General features: G+C 69.1%; 21 protein-coding genes. All 21 read right to left on the bottom strand.

Annotated elements, in window-relative coordinates; genetic code table 11:
- Nucleotides 1–294, bottom strand: a complete 294-nt coding sequence (locus rosag_RS13320) for a hypothetical protein (protein WP_284351076.1) — start codon at nucleotides 292–294, stop codon at nucleotides 1–3.
- 95 nt (nucleotides 295–389) lie between these two features.
- The gene (gene rplR, locus rosag_RS13315; RefSeq protein WP_284350632.1) at nucleotides 390–746 is read right to left on the bottom strand and encodes a 50S ribosomal protein L18; all 357 of its coding nucleotides are present in this window, start codon (nucleotides 744–746) and stop codon (nucleotides 390–392) included.
- Nucleotides 746–1,285 carry a 50S ribosomal protein L6 gene (gene rplF, locus rosag_RS13310; RefSeq protein WP_284350631.1) on the bottom strand — a complete coding sequence of 180 codons (540 nt, stop codon included), beginning with the start codon at nucleotides 1,283–1,285 and terminating at the stop codon, nucleotides 746–748. Before rplF ends, rplR begins: the two co-directional genes overlap by 1 nt.
- A gap of 13 nt (nucleotides 1,286–1,298) precedes the next feature.
- Nucleotides 1,299–1,700: a 30S ribosomal protein S8 gene (gene rpsH, locus rosag_RS13305; protein WP_284350630.1), complete on the bottom strand. Its 402-nt coding sequence runs from the start codon at nucleotides 1,698–1,700 to the stop codon at nucleotides 1,299–1,301.
- 130 nt (nucleotides 1,701–1,830) lie between these two features.
- A complete protein-coding gene (gene rpsN / locus rosag_RS13300) occupies nucleotides 1,831–2,136 on the bottom strand; it encodes a 30S ribosomal protein S14 (protein WP_284350629.1) in 306 nt (101 codons plus the stop codon).
- Between the two features lie 92 nt (nucleotides 2,137–2,228).
- Entirely contained in the window at nucleotides 2,229–2,879 is a 651-nt protein-coding gene (rplE, locus tag rosag_RS13295) for a 50S ribosomal protein L5 (protein ID WP_284351072.1), read from the bottom strand.
- A gap of 185 nt (nucleotides 2,880–3,064) precedes the next feature.
- Entirely contained in the window at nucleotides 3,065–3,460 is a 396-nt protein-coding gene (gene rplX / locus rosag_RS13290) for a 50S ribosomal protein L24 (RefSeq protein WP_425607510.1), read from the bottom strand.
- Nucleotides 3,461–3,469: 9 nt separating this feature from the next.
- Complete coding sequence (gene rplN, locus rosag_RS13285; protein ID WP_275833026.1) at nucleotides 3,470–3,838, bottom strand: 50S ribosomal protein L14; 369 nt, start codon at nucleotides 3,836–3,838, stop codon at nucleotides 3,470–3,472.
- Nucleotides 3,839–3,844: 6 nt separating this feature from the next.
- The gene (rpsQ, locus tag rosag_RS13280) at nucleotides 3,845–4,156 is read right to left on the bottom strand and encodes a 30S ribosomal protein S17 (protein ID WP_345784838.1); all 312 of its coding nucleotides are present in this window, start codon (nucleotides 4,154–4,156) and stop codon (nucleotides 3,845–3,847) included.
- Nucleotides 4,157–4,174: 18 nt separating this feature from the next.
- Complete coding sequence (gene rpmC / locus rosag_RS25415) at nucleotides 4,175–4,543, bottom strand: 50S ribosomal protein L29 (protein ID WP_345784837.1); 369 nt, start codon at nucleotides 4,541–4,543, stop codon at nucleotides 4,175–4,177.
- Entirely contained in the window at nucleotides 4,533–4,961 is a 429-nt protein-coding gene (gene rplP / locus rosag_RS13270) for a 50S ribosomal protein L16 (RefSeq protein ID WP_284350627.1), read from the bottom strand. Before rplP ends, rpmC begins: the two co-directional genes overlap by 11 nt.
- 11 nt (nucleotides 4,962–4,972) lie before the next feature.
- Nucleotides 4,973–5,635, bottom strand: a complete 663-nt coding sequence (gene rpsC, locus rosag_RS13265) for a 30S ribosomal protein S3 (protein ID WP_284350626.1) — start codon at nucleotides 5,633–5,635, stop codon at nucleotides 4,973–4,975.
- Entirely contained in the window at nucleotides 5,635–6,084 is a 450-nt protein-coding gene (gene rplV, locus rosag_RS13260) for a 50S ribosomal protein L22 (protein WP_345784836.1), read from the bottom strand. Before rplV ends, rpsC begins: the two co-directional genes overlap by 1 nt.
- Before the next feature lie 11 nt (nucleotides 6,085–6,095).
- Nucleotides 6,096–6,392 carry a 30S ribosomal protein S19 gene (gene rpsS / locus rosag_RS13255; RefSeq protein ID WP_284350625.1) on the bottom strand — a complete coding sequence of 99 codons (297 nt, stop codon included), beginning with the start codon at nucleotides 6,390–6,392 and terminating at the stop codon, nucleotides 6,096–6,098.
- Nucleotides 6,393–6,417: 25 nt separating this feature from the next.
- Entirely contained in the window at nucleotides 6,418–7,248 is an 831-nt protein-coding gene (gene rplB / locus rosag_RS13250) for a 50S ribosomal protein L2 (protein WP_284350624.1), read from the bottom strand.
- Between the two features lie 6 nt (nucleotides 7,249–7,254).
- Entirely contained in the window at nucleotides 7,255–7,545 is a 291-nt protein-coding gene (locus rosag_RS13245; protein ID WP_284350623.1) for a 50S ribosomal protein L23, read from the bottom strand.
- A gap of 1 nt (nucleotide 7,546) precedes the next feature.
- Nucleotides 7,547–8,206, bottom strand: coding sequence for a 50S ribosomal protein L4 (gene rplD / locus rosag_RS13240; RefSeq protein WP_284350622.1), 660 nt, complete (start codon nucleotides 8,204–8,206; stop codon nucleotides 7,547–7,549).
- 4 nt (nucleotides 8,207–8,210) lie between these two features.
- Nucleotides 8,211–8,894, bottom strand: a complete 684-nt coding sequence (rplC, locus tag rosag_RS13235; protein ID WP_284350621.1) for a 50S ribosomal protein L3 — start codon at nucleotides 8,892–8,894, stop codon at nucleotides 8,211–8,213.
- A gap of 219 nt (nucleotides 8,895–9,113) precedes the next feature.
- Entirely contained in the window at nucleotides 9,114–9,422 is a 309-nt protein-coding gene (gene rpsJ / locus rosag_RS13230; RefSeq protein ID WP_025411782.1) for a 30S ribosomal protein S10, read from the bottom strand.
- Nucleotides 9,423–9,515: 93 nt separating this feature from the next.
- Nucleotides 9,516–10,709 (bottom strand): elongation factor Tu, encoded by a 1,194-nt coding sequence (gene tuf / locus rosag_RS13225; protein ID WP_284350620.1) that lies wholly within the window; start codon nucleotides 10,707–10,709, stop codon nucleotides 9,516–9,518.
- A gap of 79 nt (nucleotides 10,710–10,788) precedes the next feature.
- Nucleotides 10,789–12,909 carry an elongation factor G gene (gene fusA / locus rosag_RS13220; RefSeq protein WP_284350619.1) on the bottom strand — a complete coding sequence of 707 codons (2,121 nt, stop codon included), beginning with the start codon at nucleotides 12,907–12,909 and terminating at the stop codon, nucleotides 10,789–10,791.
- Nucleotides 12,910–12,963: the final 54 nt, after the last annotated feature.

The following is a 12,963-nucleotide window of genomic DNA, read 5'->3' as shown; positions in this document are numbered from 1 at the left end:
TCAGGTCGCTGCCCTCGCGCTCCTGCCGCTGATCGCCACCACGGCCGCCGTCACGGCCACGACGCTCGCCACCGGGGCCGCCAGGGCCACCACGCCCACCGGGGCCACCCGGGCCGCCACGGCCGCCGGGACCACCACCAGGACCACGGCCGCCGCCCGGACCACCGCGCCCGCCAGGGCCGCCGGGACCGCGACCCGGGCCGCCGGGCCCACGCCCGCGCCCGCCGCCGAAGCCGCCGCCACCCGGGCCACGCGGCGCGCCGCCGCCGAAGCCGCCGCCACCGCCCGGACCACGCCCGGGACCACCCGGGCCGCGGCTCTGGCCGCCCCCGGTGTTCCCGCCGAAGCTCTGAGTGCGGGGCTCGTTCGAATTCGTGTTATCGGCCATGTCAGAACTCCAGACCGCCCTCACGGGCGCCGTCGGCAACCGCCTTCACGCGGCCATGGTACTGGTACCCGGCGCGGTCGAACACGACGCGCGTGATCCCGGCTTCCTTCGCCCGCTCGGCGACCAGCTTGCCGACCTGCGCGGACTTCTCCGACTTCTTCCCGTCGAGCTTCGTGTCCGTGACGGTGAACAGGGTGCGCCCCTGCACGTCGTCCACGAGCTGCGCCGTGATGTGCTTCAGCGAACGGAACACCACCAGACGCGGGCGCTCGGCGGTGCCGCTCAGCGTCTTCCGGACGCGCAGGTGGCGCCGCGTGCGCTTCTCCGCGCGCGTCCTCGGAATCGCGATCTTCGGCATTACTTACCTCCCGCCTTGCCCGCCTTCCGGCGGATGGTCTCCCCCTGGTACTTGACGCCCTTGCCCTTGTAGGGCTCGGGCGGCCGCAGCGAGCGGATCTCGGCGGCGATCTGGCCCACGACCTCCTTGTCCGCGCCGTCCACCACGACCGTCGTCGGGTTCGTGGCCGTCAGCTTCACGCCGCCACGGGCCCGCACCTCGATCGGGTGCGAGAAGCCGAGCGCCATCTGCAGACCGAAGGGGCGGGTCTCCGCCTTGTAGCCGACGCCGACGATCTCGAGCGTCTTCTGGAAGCCCTTCGTCACGCCCTCGACCATGTTGGCCACGAGGGTGCGCGTGAGGCCGTGCAGCGCCTTGTGCTGCGGCTCGTCCGACGGCCGGGTGACCGTGATCGTGCCGTTCTCGAGCGTGACCGTGATGTCCGCGGGCAGCGTACGCGTCAGCTCCCCCCGCGGGCCCTTCACCGTCATGACATTGCCGTTCTGCGTGATCGTCACCCCGTTGGGGACGGTCACCGGCAGCTTGCCGATTCGCGACATGGATGGGGTCTCCTTACCAGACGAGGGCGAGGAGCTCGCCACCCGCGCGCTTCTGGCGCGCCTGGCGGTCGCTGAGGATCCCCTGCGAGGTGCTGAGGATCGCGATCCCGAGGCCGTTGCGGACGCGCGGGATCTCGGTGACGCCCACGTACTTGCGCAGGCCGGGCGTCGAGACGCGGTGCAGCTCGCGGATCACCGACGTGCCGCCCGCCGCGTACTTCAGGATCACGCGAAGGACCGGGCGGCCCTCCTCGGACTCCACGAGGCGGTAGTCCTGCACGAAGTTGTGCTCCTTCAGCAGGCGCGCGATCTCGACCTTCATCTTCGACGCCGGCATGTCCACGCGCCGGTGCTTGCTGCCGCAAGCGTTCCGGATCCGCGTGAGCATGTCGGCGATCGGATCAGTCATGCTCATGAGATGCTTGTGCTCCTAGGGTATCCCGCACCGCGGGACCGGTAGGAAGTGGAGAGGGGCGGGGGGTACGGTCCGGAGACCGCCTACCCCGCAGGAGCCAGGACCGCGGCGTGCGCCGCGGCCGCCGGCCTTACCAGCTGGCCTTGGTGACGCCGGGGATCAGCCCGTTGAGCGCCATCTCGCGGAACGTCACGCGCGAGAGACCGAACTGGCGGAGGAACGCCCGGGGGCGCCCCGTCATCGCGCAGCGGTTGCGGATGCGGATCTTCGAGGAGTTGCGCGGGAGCTTCCGGAGCGCCTTGCCGGCGGCCTCCTTCTCTTCCGGCGTCGCGGTCACGCTGCTGATGGTCTTCTTCAGCGCGGCGCGCTTCTCGGCGTGGCGCGCGGCCAGCACCTTGCGCTCCTCGTTCTTGACGATCTTGCTCGTCTTGGCCATGTCGGGCTCTGTGATGCGATGCGTGGATCGACGCCCGGCAGATGGCGGCCCGGACCGGAGTCCGGGCCGCCATCTGCGGGCAGCCTAGTAACTTAAGCGGCTGCCCCGGCTTCCGTCAGCTGCCCGGCCATCTGGTCGGGACGCGGAACGAGCGGCTTGATGTCGCCGCGGAACGGCATGCCGAGCTCGCGCAGGAGCGCGAAGGACTGGTCATCCTTGTTCGTGGTCGTCACGAACGTGATGTCCATGCCGTGGACCGCCTCGACCATGTCGTAGTTGATCTCCGGGAAGATCATCTGCTCCTTGACGCCCATCGAGTAGTTCCCACGCCCGTCGAACGAGCGGGTCCCCAGCCCACGGAAGTCGCGCACGCGGGGGAGCGAGACCGAGATGAGGCGGTCCAGGAACTCCCACATGCGGGCGCCACGCAGCGTCACCATCGCGCCGATCTCCTGCCCCTCGCGGAGGCCGAAGTTGGCGATCGACTTCTTCGCCTTGCGGCGCACCGGCTTCTGGCCGGTGATGAGCGCCAGCTCCTCGACGACCGTGTCCAGCGCGCGCGGCTGCTTGATCGCCGCCCCGACGCCGCAGTTGATCACGATCTTCTCGAGCCCCGGGATCTGATGCGGGTTGGTCAGCCCGAACTGCTCGGCCAGCCGCCCGCGCACCGTCTGCTCGTAGTACAGCTTGAGGCGCGGCGCCGGCACCGGCAGCCCGGCGCCCGCGTGGCTCTTCGGCGCCATCGACTGGCGCTCGCTCTTGCCACCCGCCGCCTTGGCCGTCTTGCCGCCCTTGGCGACCGGACCGCCCTTCTGGGCGCCGCCCTTCCCCGGCGCGCCCTTGCCGCCCTTGCCACCCTTGGCGGGCGCGCCCTTGCCGCCCTTCCCGCCCTTGCTCGTATCCTTGGCCATGATCGGTCAGCTCCCGCTCAGCGCGTGACGGCGATCGACTCGCCGCTCTTGACGCTGACGCGCTCCTTGGTGCCGTCCGCGTCCACACGCGTGCGCGTGCGCGTCGGGAACCCGGTCTTGGGGTCGAGCAGCATCACGTTCGACGCGGCGATCGGCGCCGGCATCTCGATGATCCCGCTCTGCTCCTCCGGGCGACGCGCCCGGCGGTGCTTCTTCACGATGTTGACGCCCTCGACCAGCACGCGCCCGGTCTTGGTGAAGACCTTGAGGACCTTCCCGGTGGCGCCCTTGTCGTCCCCGCGCAGCACCTGGACGGTGTCGCCGCGGCGGACGTGGAGGCTCTGCCGCTCGGCCTTGCGCGCGTGGCGCCCGGCGCCGAGGCGGCGGCCGTCGGTCTTGCGGTACTTGAGAATGCGCATGGCTTAGAGCACCTCGGGCGCGAGCGAGACGATCTTCATGTACTTCTTCTCGCGGAGCTCGCGCGCCACCGGCCCGAAGATACGGGTCGCGCGGGGCTCCCCGTTGTCGTTGATGATGACGACCGCGTTCTCGTCGAAGCGGATGTAGCTCCCGTCCTTGCGGCGGGTCTCCTTCACGGTGCGCACGACGACCGCCTTCGCGACGTCGCTCTTCTTCACCGTGCCGTTGGGCAGCGCGTCCTTCACCGCGACCACGACCGTGTCGCCGAGGCCGGCGTAGCGCCGGCGCGTGCCGCCCAGGACGCGGATCACCAGGGCGCGCTTGGCGCCCGAGTTGTCCGCCACCTTGACCATCGATTCCTGCTGGATCATGGCCCGTTACCTCGCGCGCTCGATGATCTCGACCACGCGCCACCGCTTGTCCTTCGACAGTGGACGGGTCTCCTGGATGCGCACCGTGTCGCCCTGCTTCGCCGAGTTCTCCTCGTCGTGAGCCTTCAGGCGCTTGGAACGCGTGACCATCTTCCCGTACACGGGGTGCGGGACGCGGCGGTCGATCTGCACGACCACCGTCTTCTGCATCTTGTCGCTCACGACCAGGCCCGTGCGCACCTTGCGCGCGCCGCGCTTGGCCGCCTGCTGCTCGCCGGCGCCCTGGGCGGCCGTCTGGTTGTTCATCGTGTCAGCCATGGGATCTCGGGCTCCGGCTTACTGGGCCGCGCGGCTGGTCGCCGCCTTGCGGGTCGGCGCCTTGCGCGTCGGCGTCTTGGCGGCCTTGGTCGCCTTCGCCGCGGTCTTCGCCGGCGCCGCAGCCGCCGCCGGCGTCGCCTTCGTCGTCCGGCGGTTGGCGCGGCGGCGCGCCTTCGGCGTCGGCTTCGGACCCTGCGCCTCGAGCTCGCGCTCGCGCAGGACCGTCAGCAGCCGCGCGATGTCGCGACGGATGGTGCGCAGCCGGAGGGGCTGCTCGAGCGTCTCCGTCGCGCTGCGGAAGCGCAGGCGGAACTGCTCCTCCTGGAGCTCGGCCACGCGCGTCTTCACGTCGGCGTCGCTCAGGCTCCGGAATTCGTCAGCCTTCATTGGTGTGCGCCTCCTCACGGACCACGAACTTGCTCTTCACGCTCAGCTTGGCCGCCGCCAGCGCCATCGCCTTCTCGGCCACGTCGCGGGGCACGCCCTCGAGCTCGAACATCATGCGACCGGGCTTCACCACCGCCACCCACTGCTCGGGCGAGCCCTTGCCCTTCCCCATTCGCGTCTCGGCCGGCTTCTTCGTGATCGGCTTGTCGGGGAAGATGCGGATCCAGATCTTGCCGCCGCGCTTCACGCTGCGGCTGATGGCCACGCGGCAGGCCTCGATCTGACGGTTCGACACCCAGCCCGGCTCCATCGCCTGCAGGCCGAAATGGCCGAACGAGACCTCGGAGCCACGGTGGGCCAGGCCGGTCATCCGGCCCTTGAACATCTTGCGGAACTTGACGCGCTTCGGACTCAGCATGGGTCAGTGCCTCAGGCGCCGGTCGAGTACGTGTTGTTGCGGCGGCTCTCGACGACCTCGCCCTTGAAGATCCACACCTTCACACCGATGGTGCCGTAGGTGGTCTTCGCCGTGGACGTGGCGTAGTCGATGTCCGCGCGCAGCGTGTGAAGGGGCACGCGGCCCTCGTGGTAGCCCTCGACGCGCGCGATCTCCGCGCCGCCCAGACGGCCACCCGCCTTCACCTTGATGCCCTGCGCGCCCGACCGCATCGCGCTCTGCACCGCGCGCTTCATCGCGCGGCGGAACGACACGCGGCCCGCCAGCTGCTGGGCGATCGAGTCCGCGACCAGCTGCGACTCGATCTCGGGGCGCTTGATCTCCTCGACGTTGACGCCGACCTCCTTCCCGGTCAGCTGCGCCAGCTCGTCACGGAGCTTGTCGACTTCCGCGCCCTTCTTGCCGATCACGACGCCGGGGCGACCCGTATGGATCGTCACGACGACCTTGCCCGGCTTGCGCTCGATCGTGATGTCCGCGATCGCCGCGTGGCCCATGCGCTGCTTCAGGTACTTCCGGAGCAGCGCGTCCTCCTTCAGGAGGCCCGGCATGTCCTTCGCGCCCGCGTACCAGTTGGAGCGGTGCGCCTTCGAGATCCCGAGGCGGAAGCCGATCGGATTGGTCTTCTGTCCCATTATCGCCCTTCCTTCTCGGCCACGACGATCTCGATGTGGCTCGTGCGCTTGTGGACGGGGGTCGCGCGGCCCATCGCGGCGGGGGTGAAGCGCTTGAGCTTCGGCCCCTCGTTCACGATCGCGTGCGCGACGTACAGGCGGTCGACGTCGACGTGCGCGTTGTTGCGACGCGCCGCGTCCTCCGCGTTCGCCACGGCGCTCGAGAGCACCTTCTCGATCTCGTCGGCCGCGTGCTTCTTGCTGAACTTGAGCAGCGCGAGCGCCTCGTTCACGCTCAGGCCGCGGATCTGGTCGATCACCAGGCGCACCTTGTAGGGCGACTGGCGCGTCGTGCGCTGGATCGCCCGCGCGGCGTTCGGCAGCCCGAGGGCGCGCTCGGCGCTCAGCGAGCCGGCGAGGCCGGGCTTCCGGTGCGTCGGCAGCCGGTGGGTCGGAAGATTGGTCGGCATGTTGTCAGCTCTCACTTCTTGCCCACGCCGCCGGCCTTCTTGTCCGACTTCGCGGCCACGTGGCCGCGGAACAGACGCGTCGGCGAGAACTCGCCGAGCTTGTGGCCGACCATGTTCTCGGTCACGTAGACCGGGACGAACTTGTTGCCGTTGTGCACCGCGAACGTGTGCCCCACGAACTCGGGCAGGATGGTCGACGCGCGAGACCAGGTCTTCATGACCTTCTTCTCGTTGCGACCGTTCATCGCGGTGACCTTGTCCAGCAGGGCGTCCTGGACGAACGGCCCCTTCTTGATGCTGCGAGCCATAGTCTCCTAGTCCTCGTCCAGGCGGTTACGTCGTGGCGCGGCCGCGCTTGCGGCCACGGACGATCAGACGCTGCGACGCCTTCTTCGTGTTGCGCGTCTTGACGCCCTCCTTCTTGCCCCACGGGCTGACGACGTTGCGTCCGCCGCGCGTGCGACCGCCGTGCGGGTGGTCGACGGGGTTCATCACCTCGCCGCGCACCTTCGGGCGCTTGCCCATCCAGCGCGTCTTGCCGGCCTTGCCCCACGAGATCAGCTCGTGCTCGGCGTTGCCGACCTCGCCGATCGTCGCCAGGCAGCGGCGGTGGATCATGCGCATCTCGGTCGACGGCAGGCGGAGCGTCACGTACTCGCCCTCCTTCGCGACCACCTGGAGCGACGTGCCGGCCGAGCGCGCCATCTGGCCGCCCTTCCCCGGCTTCAGCTCCACGTTGTGCACCGCCGTGCCGAGCGGGATCTCGCCCAGCGGCAGCGCGTTGCCGAGGCGCACGTCCGAGCCCGGGCCGGCCATCACGGTGTCACCCACCGCGAGGCCCTTCGGGTGCAGGATGTAGCGCTTCTCGCCGTCCGCGTACTCGACCAGCGCGATGCGCGACGAGCGGTTCGGATCGTACTCGATGTGGCGGACCACGGCGGCGACGCCGTGCTTGTTCCGCTTGAAGTCGATGATGCGGTACTTCCGCTTCTCGCCACCGCCGATGCGGCGCATCGAGATGTGGCCGTGGTTGTCGCGCCCGCCGCTCTTCTTGAGCGGCTCGGTCAGCGACTTCTCCGGCGTCGTGCGCGTGATCTCCGAGAAGTCGGAGACCGTGCGGAAGCGCGTGCCCTTGGAGACGGGCTTGAATTGACGGATGCCCATGGCGGCTTAGCCCTCGAACCCGAAGGTGTCGATCGTGCCCTCCTTGAGGGTGACGATCGCCTTCTTCCAGTGCGGTCGACGGCCGATCGACGTGCCCACCCGGCGCGTCTTGCCGCGAACGTTCATCGTCCAGACCTGGCCCACCTTCACGTTGAAGAGGCGCTCGATGGCCTGCTTGATCTCCTGCTTGTTCGCGTCCGGGTGCACCTCGAACACGTACTCGCCCTTCTCCTGATAGGCGAGCGACGTCTGCTCGGTGATGACCGGACGCACGATGACGCGGTGCAGCGTCGGCATCTTAGGCGTCCCCCTCGCTGGCGTCGGCCGTCGCGCTGTTGAGCGCGCCCGACTCGACGAGGACCACGTCCGACCACAGGATGTGGTACGTCGACGCGTCCGTGTACGGCATCACGTGGACGGCCGGCAGGTTGCGGGCGCTCATGAAGACCGCCTCCTTCGTCCCGTCCGTCAGAATGAGCACCTTGCGCTCGGCGACGCCCAGCTTGCCCAGCAGCGCGAGCAGCGTGGCCGTCTTCGGCGCGTCCATGGTGATCGCGTCCACGACCAGGAGCGCATCCTCGCGCGCGCGGGCGTTCAGCGCGCTCTTGCGCGCCAGCGCCTTCACCTTGCGCGGGAGCTTCTCACTGTAGTCGCGGTTCGGCTGCGGACCGCCGTAGGTGCCACCGCCCGGCCAGTGCGGCGCGCGGGTCGAGCCCTGGCGGGCGCGGCCCGTGCCCTTCTGGCGCCACGGCTTCTGGTTGCCGCCGGTCACCATCGAGCGGCCCTTGGTCGCGTGCGTGCCCTGGCGCTGATTGGCCAGGAACGCCTTCACGGCCTGGTGCATCACCGGCACGTTCACCGTGCCGTCGAACACCCCGCCCGGCAGCGTCACGCGCGCACGGGCCGACCCATCGGGTCCGAACGCCGCCGCCTGCATCGAATTCGTCGTCTCGGCCATGGGATCAGCCCTGCTTGCGGACGAGGACGATCCCGTTGGTCGGGCCGGCCACGCTGCCGCGGATGTAGATCAGGTTGCGCTCCGTGTCGATCTTCTCGACGCGGAGACCGGCCTGCGTGTGCCGCTCGGCGCCGTAGTGACCGGGCATCTTCTTGCCCTTGATCACGCGCGACGGATCCGTGCCGGGGCCGATGGAGCCCGGCTTGCGGTGCTTCGTGTTGCCGTGCGTGTTCGCGCCGCCGCCGAAGCCCCAGCGCTTCACCACGCCCTGGAACCCGCGGCCCTTCGTCGTGCCCGTCACCTTCACGCGCTCGCCGGCGGCGAAGATGTCGACGCCGATCGTCTGGCCGACCGCGTACGACGGGATCTCGGCGCCCTTGCCGGGCGCGTCGTCCAGGCGGAAGCTGCGGAGCACGCGCGGCGCGGCGTCCAGCCCCGCCTTCGCGGCGTGGCCCAGCGCGGCCTTCGTGGCGCGCGCGCCCTTCGGCGTGCGCTCACCCTTCGCGTTCTCGCGCGCGGTGCGCTGCTTCCCGTAGCCCAGCTCGATGGCGGCGAACCCCGCGGCGGCCTTGTCGACCACCTTCGTGACGGGATTCGGCTCGGCCTCGATCACCGTCACGGGGATCTGCTGCCCCTGCTCGTTGAAGATCTGGGTCATGCCCAGCTTCTTCCCGATGATGCCGATCATGAAGCGAACCTCAGTGTAGTCGCGGCCCGCCGGTGGCCCCTGTGCGCACCGTGCGTTCCTGGCCGTTGGACTGTGGGCGCGTACGCCGGGGCTTGACCCATCCCGCTCTGTCAGCGGCTGTCAGCGGCCCCGATGTCCCGCACCCGCTGGGCGCTCGCCGCGTCGCCGCGGCCCTCGCGCCCGGGAGGGCCCCCGAAGGGGCGCATCCTGCCGTGCGGACTACTCGACCTTGATCTCGACGTCCACGCCAGCGGGCAGATCGAGCTTCGTCAGCGCGTCCACCGTCTGCGCGCGGCTGTCGAGGATGTCGATCACGCGCTTGTGCGTCTTCAGCTCGAACTGCTCGCGCGACTTCTTGTCGACGTGCGGCGAGCGGAGGACGGTCCAGCGCTGGGTCTTCGTCGGGAGCGGGATCGGGCCCGACACCTGGGCGCCGGTCTTCTCGGCGGTGCGGACGATGTCCGCCGACGCCTGGTCGATCACCGCGTGGTCGAACGCCTTTAGGCGGATGCGAATGCGGCCAGCCATGTCAGTTTCTGAGAGGAGAGTGGAGCAGCGAGGGGCGAGCGACGAGAGCATCCCGAGGAACGCCCTCGTCGCCCGTCGCTCGGCACTCGACGCTTACTGGATGATCTTGGCGACGACGCCGGCGCCGACCGTGCGGCCGCCCTCGCGGATCGCGAAGCGCAGGCCCTCGTCCATGGCGACCGGGATGATCAGCTCGATGGTCATCTGGACGTTGTCGCCCGGCATCACCATCTCCATCCCCTCGGGCAGCTCGATCGTGCCCGTCACGTCGGTCGTGCGGAAGTAGAACTGCGGGCGGTAGCCCTTGAAGAACGGCGTATGACGGCCGCCCTCCTCCTTCGTGAGGACGTACACCTCGGCGGTGAACTTCGTGTGCGGCTTGATCGAGTTCGGCTTCGCGAGGACCATCCCGCGCTCGATCTCCTCCTTGGCGACGCCGCGGAGCAGCAGGCCGACGTTGTCACCGGCCTCGCCCTGGTCGAGCAGCTTGCGGAACATCTCGACGCCCGTGACGACCGTCTTCTTCTCGGCGCCGAAGCCGACCAGCTGGACCTCCTCCTGCACCTTCACGACGCCGCGCTCGATGCGGCCCGTCGCCACCGTGCCGCGCCCGGTGATCGAGAACACGTCCTCGACCGGCATCAGGAACGGCTTGTCGATGTCGCGCTCGGGCTGCGGGATGTACGAGTCGAGAGCGTCCATCAGCTCACCGATCTTCTGGCCCCACTCCGAGTTCGGATCGCCGCTCTCGAGCGCCTTGAGGGCCGAGCCGCGGATGATCGGCGTGTCGTCGCCCGGGTAGTTGTACTGCGAGAGCAGCTCACGCACCTCGAGCTCGACGAGGTCGAGGAGCTCGGGGTCGTCGACCATGTCGACCTTGTTCATGAAGACCAGCACGTACGGCACGTTCACCTGGCGGGCGAGCAGGATGTGCTCACGCGTCTGCGGCATCGGGCCGTCCGCGGCCGAGACCACGAGGATGGCGCCGTCCATCTGCGCCGCACCCGTGATCATGTTCTTCACGTAGTCGGCGTGGCCGGGGCAGTCGACGTGCGCGTAGTGGCGCTTGGGGCTCTCGTACTCGACGTGGGCCGTCGAGATCGTGATGCCGCGCTCGCGCTCCTCGGGCGCCTTGTCGATCTGGTCGAACGCGATCTTCTGCGCCAGGCCCTTGTTGGCCTGGATGGTCGTGATCGCCGCCGTCAGCGTCGTCTTGCCGTGGTCGACGTGGCCGATCGTGCCCACGTTCACGTGCGGCTTCGTCCGCTCGAATTTCGCCTTGCCCATGGTCGCGTCTCTCGTGCTGTAATGAACGTCGTGGTGAGCCCGGGCCGCCCGCCGGGTGGCGGGCAGTCCGGGCGCGAACTCACGCCTTGACCTTGTTGATGATCTCGTCCGCCTTCGACTTCGGCACTTCCTCGTAGTGCGAGAACTCCATCGAGTACACCGCACGGCCCTGCGACATCGAGCGCAGCTTGGTCGAGTAGCCGAACATCTCGGAGAGCGGGACGTTGGCGGCGATCACCTGCGCCTCGCCACGCTGCATCATGCCGCCGATCTTGCCGCGGCGGCTCGAGATGTCGCCGAGCACGTCGCCCATGTAGGCCTCGGGGCAGACCACCTCGACCTTCATCACCGGCTCGAGCAGGACGGGCGACGCCTTGGCCGCGGCCTCCTTGAAGGCCATCGAGCCGGCGATCTTGAACGCCATCTCGCTCGAGTCGACGTCGTGGTACGAGCCGAACACCAGCTCGACCTTCACATCGACCATCGGGTAGCCCGCCAGCACGCCGTTCTCGAGGGCCTCCTTGATGCCCTGCTCGATCGGCCCGATGTACTCACGCGGGATCACGCCGCCGACGATCTTGTCCTCGAAGACAAAGCCCTGGCCCGCGTCGGACGGCTGCATGTTGATCACGCAGTGCCCGTACTGGCCCTTGCCGCCCGACTGGCGGATGAACTTGCCCTCGACCTTCTCCACGCGGCGCTTGATGGTCTCGCGGTAGGCCACCTGCGGGCGGCCGACGTTCGCGTCCACCTTGAACTCGCGCATCATGCGGTCGACGATGATCTCGAGGTGCAGCTCGCCCATGCCCGAGATGATCGTCTGGCCCGTCTCCGCGTCCGTGTGCACGCGGAAGGTCGGATCCTCCTCGGCCAGCTTCTGCAGCGCGATCGCCAGCTTGTCCTGGTCGGCCTTCGTCTTCGGCTCGATGGCGACGTCGATCACGGGCGCCGGGAACTTCATCGCCTCGAGGATCAGCGGGTTGTCCTCGGAGCAGAGCGTGTCGCCGGTGCGCGTGTCCTTGAGGCCGATGGCGGCGGCGATGTCGCCGGCGCGCACCTCGGTGATCTCCTCGCGCTTGTTCGCGTGCATCTGCAGCAGGCGGCCGACGCGCTCGCGCTTGTCCTTCGTCGAGTTGTAGACGTAGGAACCCGAGTTCAGCACGCCCGAGTAGACGCGGAAGAACGTCAGCTTACCGACGAACGGGTCGGTCGCGATCTTGAACGCCAGGCCGGCGAACGCCGCGTCGTCGGTCACCGGGCACTCGACGAACGTCTCGTCGTGGTGCGGCAGGTGACCCTGGATCGCGGGCACGTCGATCGGCGCCGGCAGGTAGTCGATCACCGCGTCGAGCAGCGCCTGCACGCCCTTGTTCTTGAACGAGGCGCCGCAGAAGACGGGGACGAACTCCATCGCGATCGTCGCCTTGCGGATCGCCTGGCGGATCTCGGGGATCGTCAGCTCCTCGCCGGCGAGGTACTTCTCGAGCAGCGCCTCGTCGTGCTCCACGGCCGCGTCGATGGCGTCGTGGCGCGCCTGCTCCATGGCGTCGCGGAACTCCTCGGGCACGTCCACCACGGTGAACGTCTTGCCGAGGGTGGCCTCGTCGAAGATGTACTGCTTCCGCTCGATGACGTCGATGTGGCCCGTGAAGAGCTCACCCGAGCCGACCGGCAGCTGGAGCGCGAACGCCTTCCGGCTCAGCCGATCCTTGATCATCTGCATGCAGCGCTCGAAGTTCGCGCCGGTGCGGTCCATCTTGTTCGAGAAGATCATGCGCGGCACGCGGTACCGGTCGGCCTGGCGCCACACGGTCTCCGTCTGCGGCTCGACGCCGGCGACGGAGTCCAGCAGCGTCACCGCGCCGTCGAGCACGCGCAGCGAGCGCTCCACCTCGACGGTGAAGTCGACGTGGCCCGGCGTGTCGATGATGTTGATCCGGTACTCCGGCCCCTCGCCCTGCTTGTCGCTCTGGCCGTGGCGCTGCCAGAAGCAGGTCGTCGCGGCCGACGTGATCGTGATGCCGCGCTCCTGCTCCTGCTCCATCCAGTCCATCGTCGCGGCGCCGTCGTGCACCTCGCCGATCTTGTGCGACTTGCCGGTATAGTAGAGGATGCGCTCGGTCGTCGTCGTCTTCCCGGCATCGATGTGCGCCATGATGCCGATGTTGCGATAGTGCTCGAGCGGGGTCGTCCGTGGCATGATCGGGGCTCGTCTGCTCTGGTCGCGCGCGGTGGCCGTGAGGCCTCGCGCCGC

It is taken from the genome of Roseisolibacter agri (assembly GCF_030159095.1).
Taxonomy (GTDB): domain Bacteria; phylum Gemmatimonadota; class Gemmatimonadetes; order Gemmatimonadales; family Gemmatimonadaceae; genus Roseisolibacter; species Roseisolibacter agri.
The sequence above is the reverse complement of the archived record's forward strand: the minus strand, read 5'-3'. Positions and strand labels throughout refer to the sequence as shown.

Coding starts and splice junctions, on each gene's coding strand:
- rpsC (WP_284350626.1), bottom strand. CDS start 5,635: ATGGGACAGAAGACCAATCCGATCGGCTTCCGCCTCGGGATCTCGAAG.
- rplE (WP_284351072.1), bottom strand. CDS start 2,879: ATGGCGCCGAAGAGCCACGCGGGCGCCGGGCTGCCGGTGCCGGCGCCG.
- rpsJ (WP_025411782.1), bottom strand. CDS start 9,422: ATGGCTGGCCGCATTCGCATCCGCCTAAAGGCGTTCGACCACGCGGTG.
- tuf (WP_284350620.1), bottom strand. CDS start 10,709: ATGGGCAAGGCGAAATTCGAGCGGACGAAGCCGCACGTGAACGTGGGC.
- fusA (WP_284350619.1), bottom strand. CDS start 12,909: ATGCCACGGACGACCCCGCTCGAGCACTATCGCAACATCGGCATCATG.
- rplB (WP_284350624.1), bottom strand. CDS start 7,248: ATGGGCATCCGTCAATTCAAGCCCGTCTCCAAGGGCACGCGCTTCCGC.
- rplP (WP_284350627.1), bottom strand. CDS start 4,961: ATGCTGAGTCCGAAGCGCGTCAAGTTCCGCAAGATGTTCAAGGGCCGG.
- rpmC (WP_345784837.1), bottom strand. CDS start 4,543: ATGAAGGCTGACGAATTCCGGAGCCTGAGCGACGCCGACGTGAAGACG.
- rplF (WP_284350631.1), bottom strand. CDS start 1,285: ATGTCGCGAATCGGCAAGCTGCCGGTGACCGTCCCCAACGGGGTGACG.
- rosag_RS13245 (WP_284350623.1), bottom strand. CDS start 7,545: ATGCCGACGCTGCACCGCGTCATCGTGCGTCCGGTCATCACCGAGCAG.
- rplC (WP_284350621.1), bottom strand. CDS start 8,894: ATGATCGGCATCATCGGGAAGAAGCTGGGCATGACCCAGATCTTCAAC.
- rplN (WP_275833026.1), bottom strand. CDS start 3,838: ATGATCCAGCAGGAATCGATGGTCAAGGTGGCGGACAACTCGGGCGCC.
- rpsQ (WP_345784838.1), bottom strand. CDS start 4,156: ATGGCTGACACGATGAACAACCAGACGGCCGCCCAGGGCGCCGGCGAG.
- rpsN (WP_284350629.1), bottom strand. CDS start 2,136: ATGGCCAAGACGAGCAAGATCGTCAAGAACGAGGAGCGCAAGGTGCTG.
- rplV (WP_345784836.1), bottom strand. CDS start 6,084: ATGCCGACCAATCTTCCGACCCACCGGCTGCCGACGCACCGGAAGCCC.
- rplR (WP_284350632.1), bottom strand. CDS start 746: ATGCCGAAGATCGCGATTCCGAGGACGCGCGCGGAGAAGCGCACGCGG.
- rplD (WP_284350622.1), bottom strand. CDS start 8,206: ATGGCCGAGACGACGAATTCGATGCAGGCGGCGGCGTTCGGACCCGAT.
- rpsH (WP_284350630.1), bottom strand. CDS start 1,700: ATGAGCATGACTGATCCGATCGCCGACATGCTCACGCGGATCCGGAAC.
- rpsS (WP_284350625.1), bottom strand. CDS start 6,392: ATGGCTCGCAGCATCAAGAAGGGGCCGTTCGTCCAGGACGCCCTGCTG.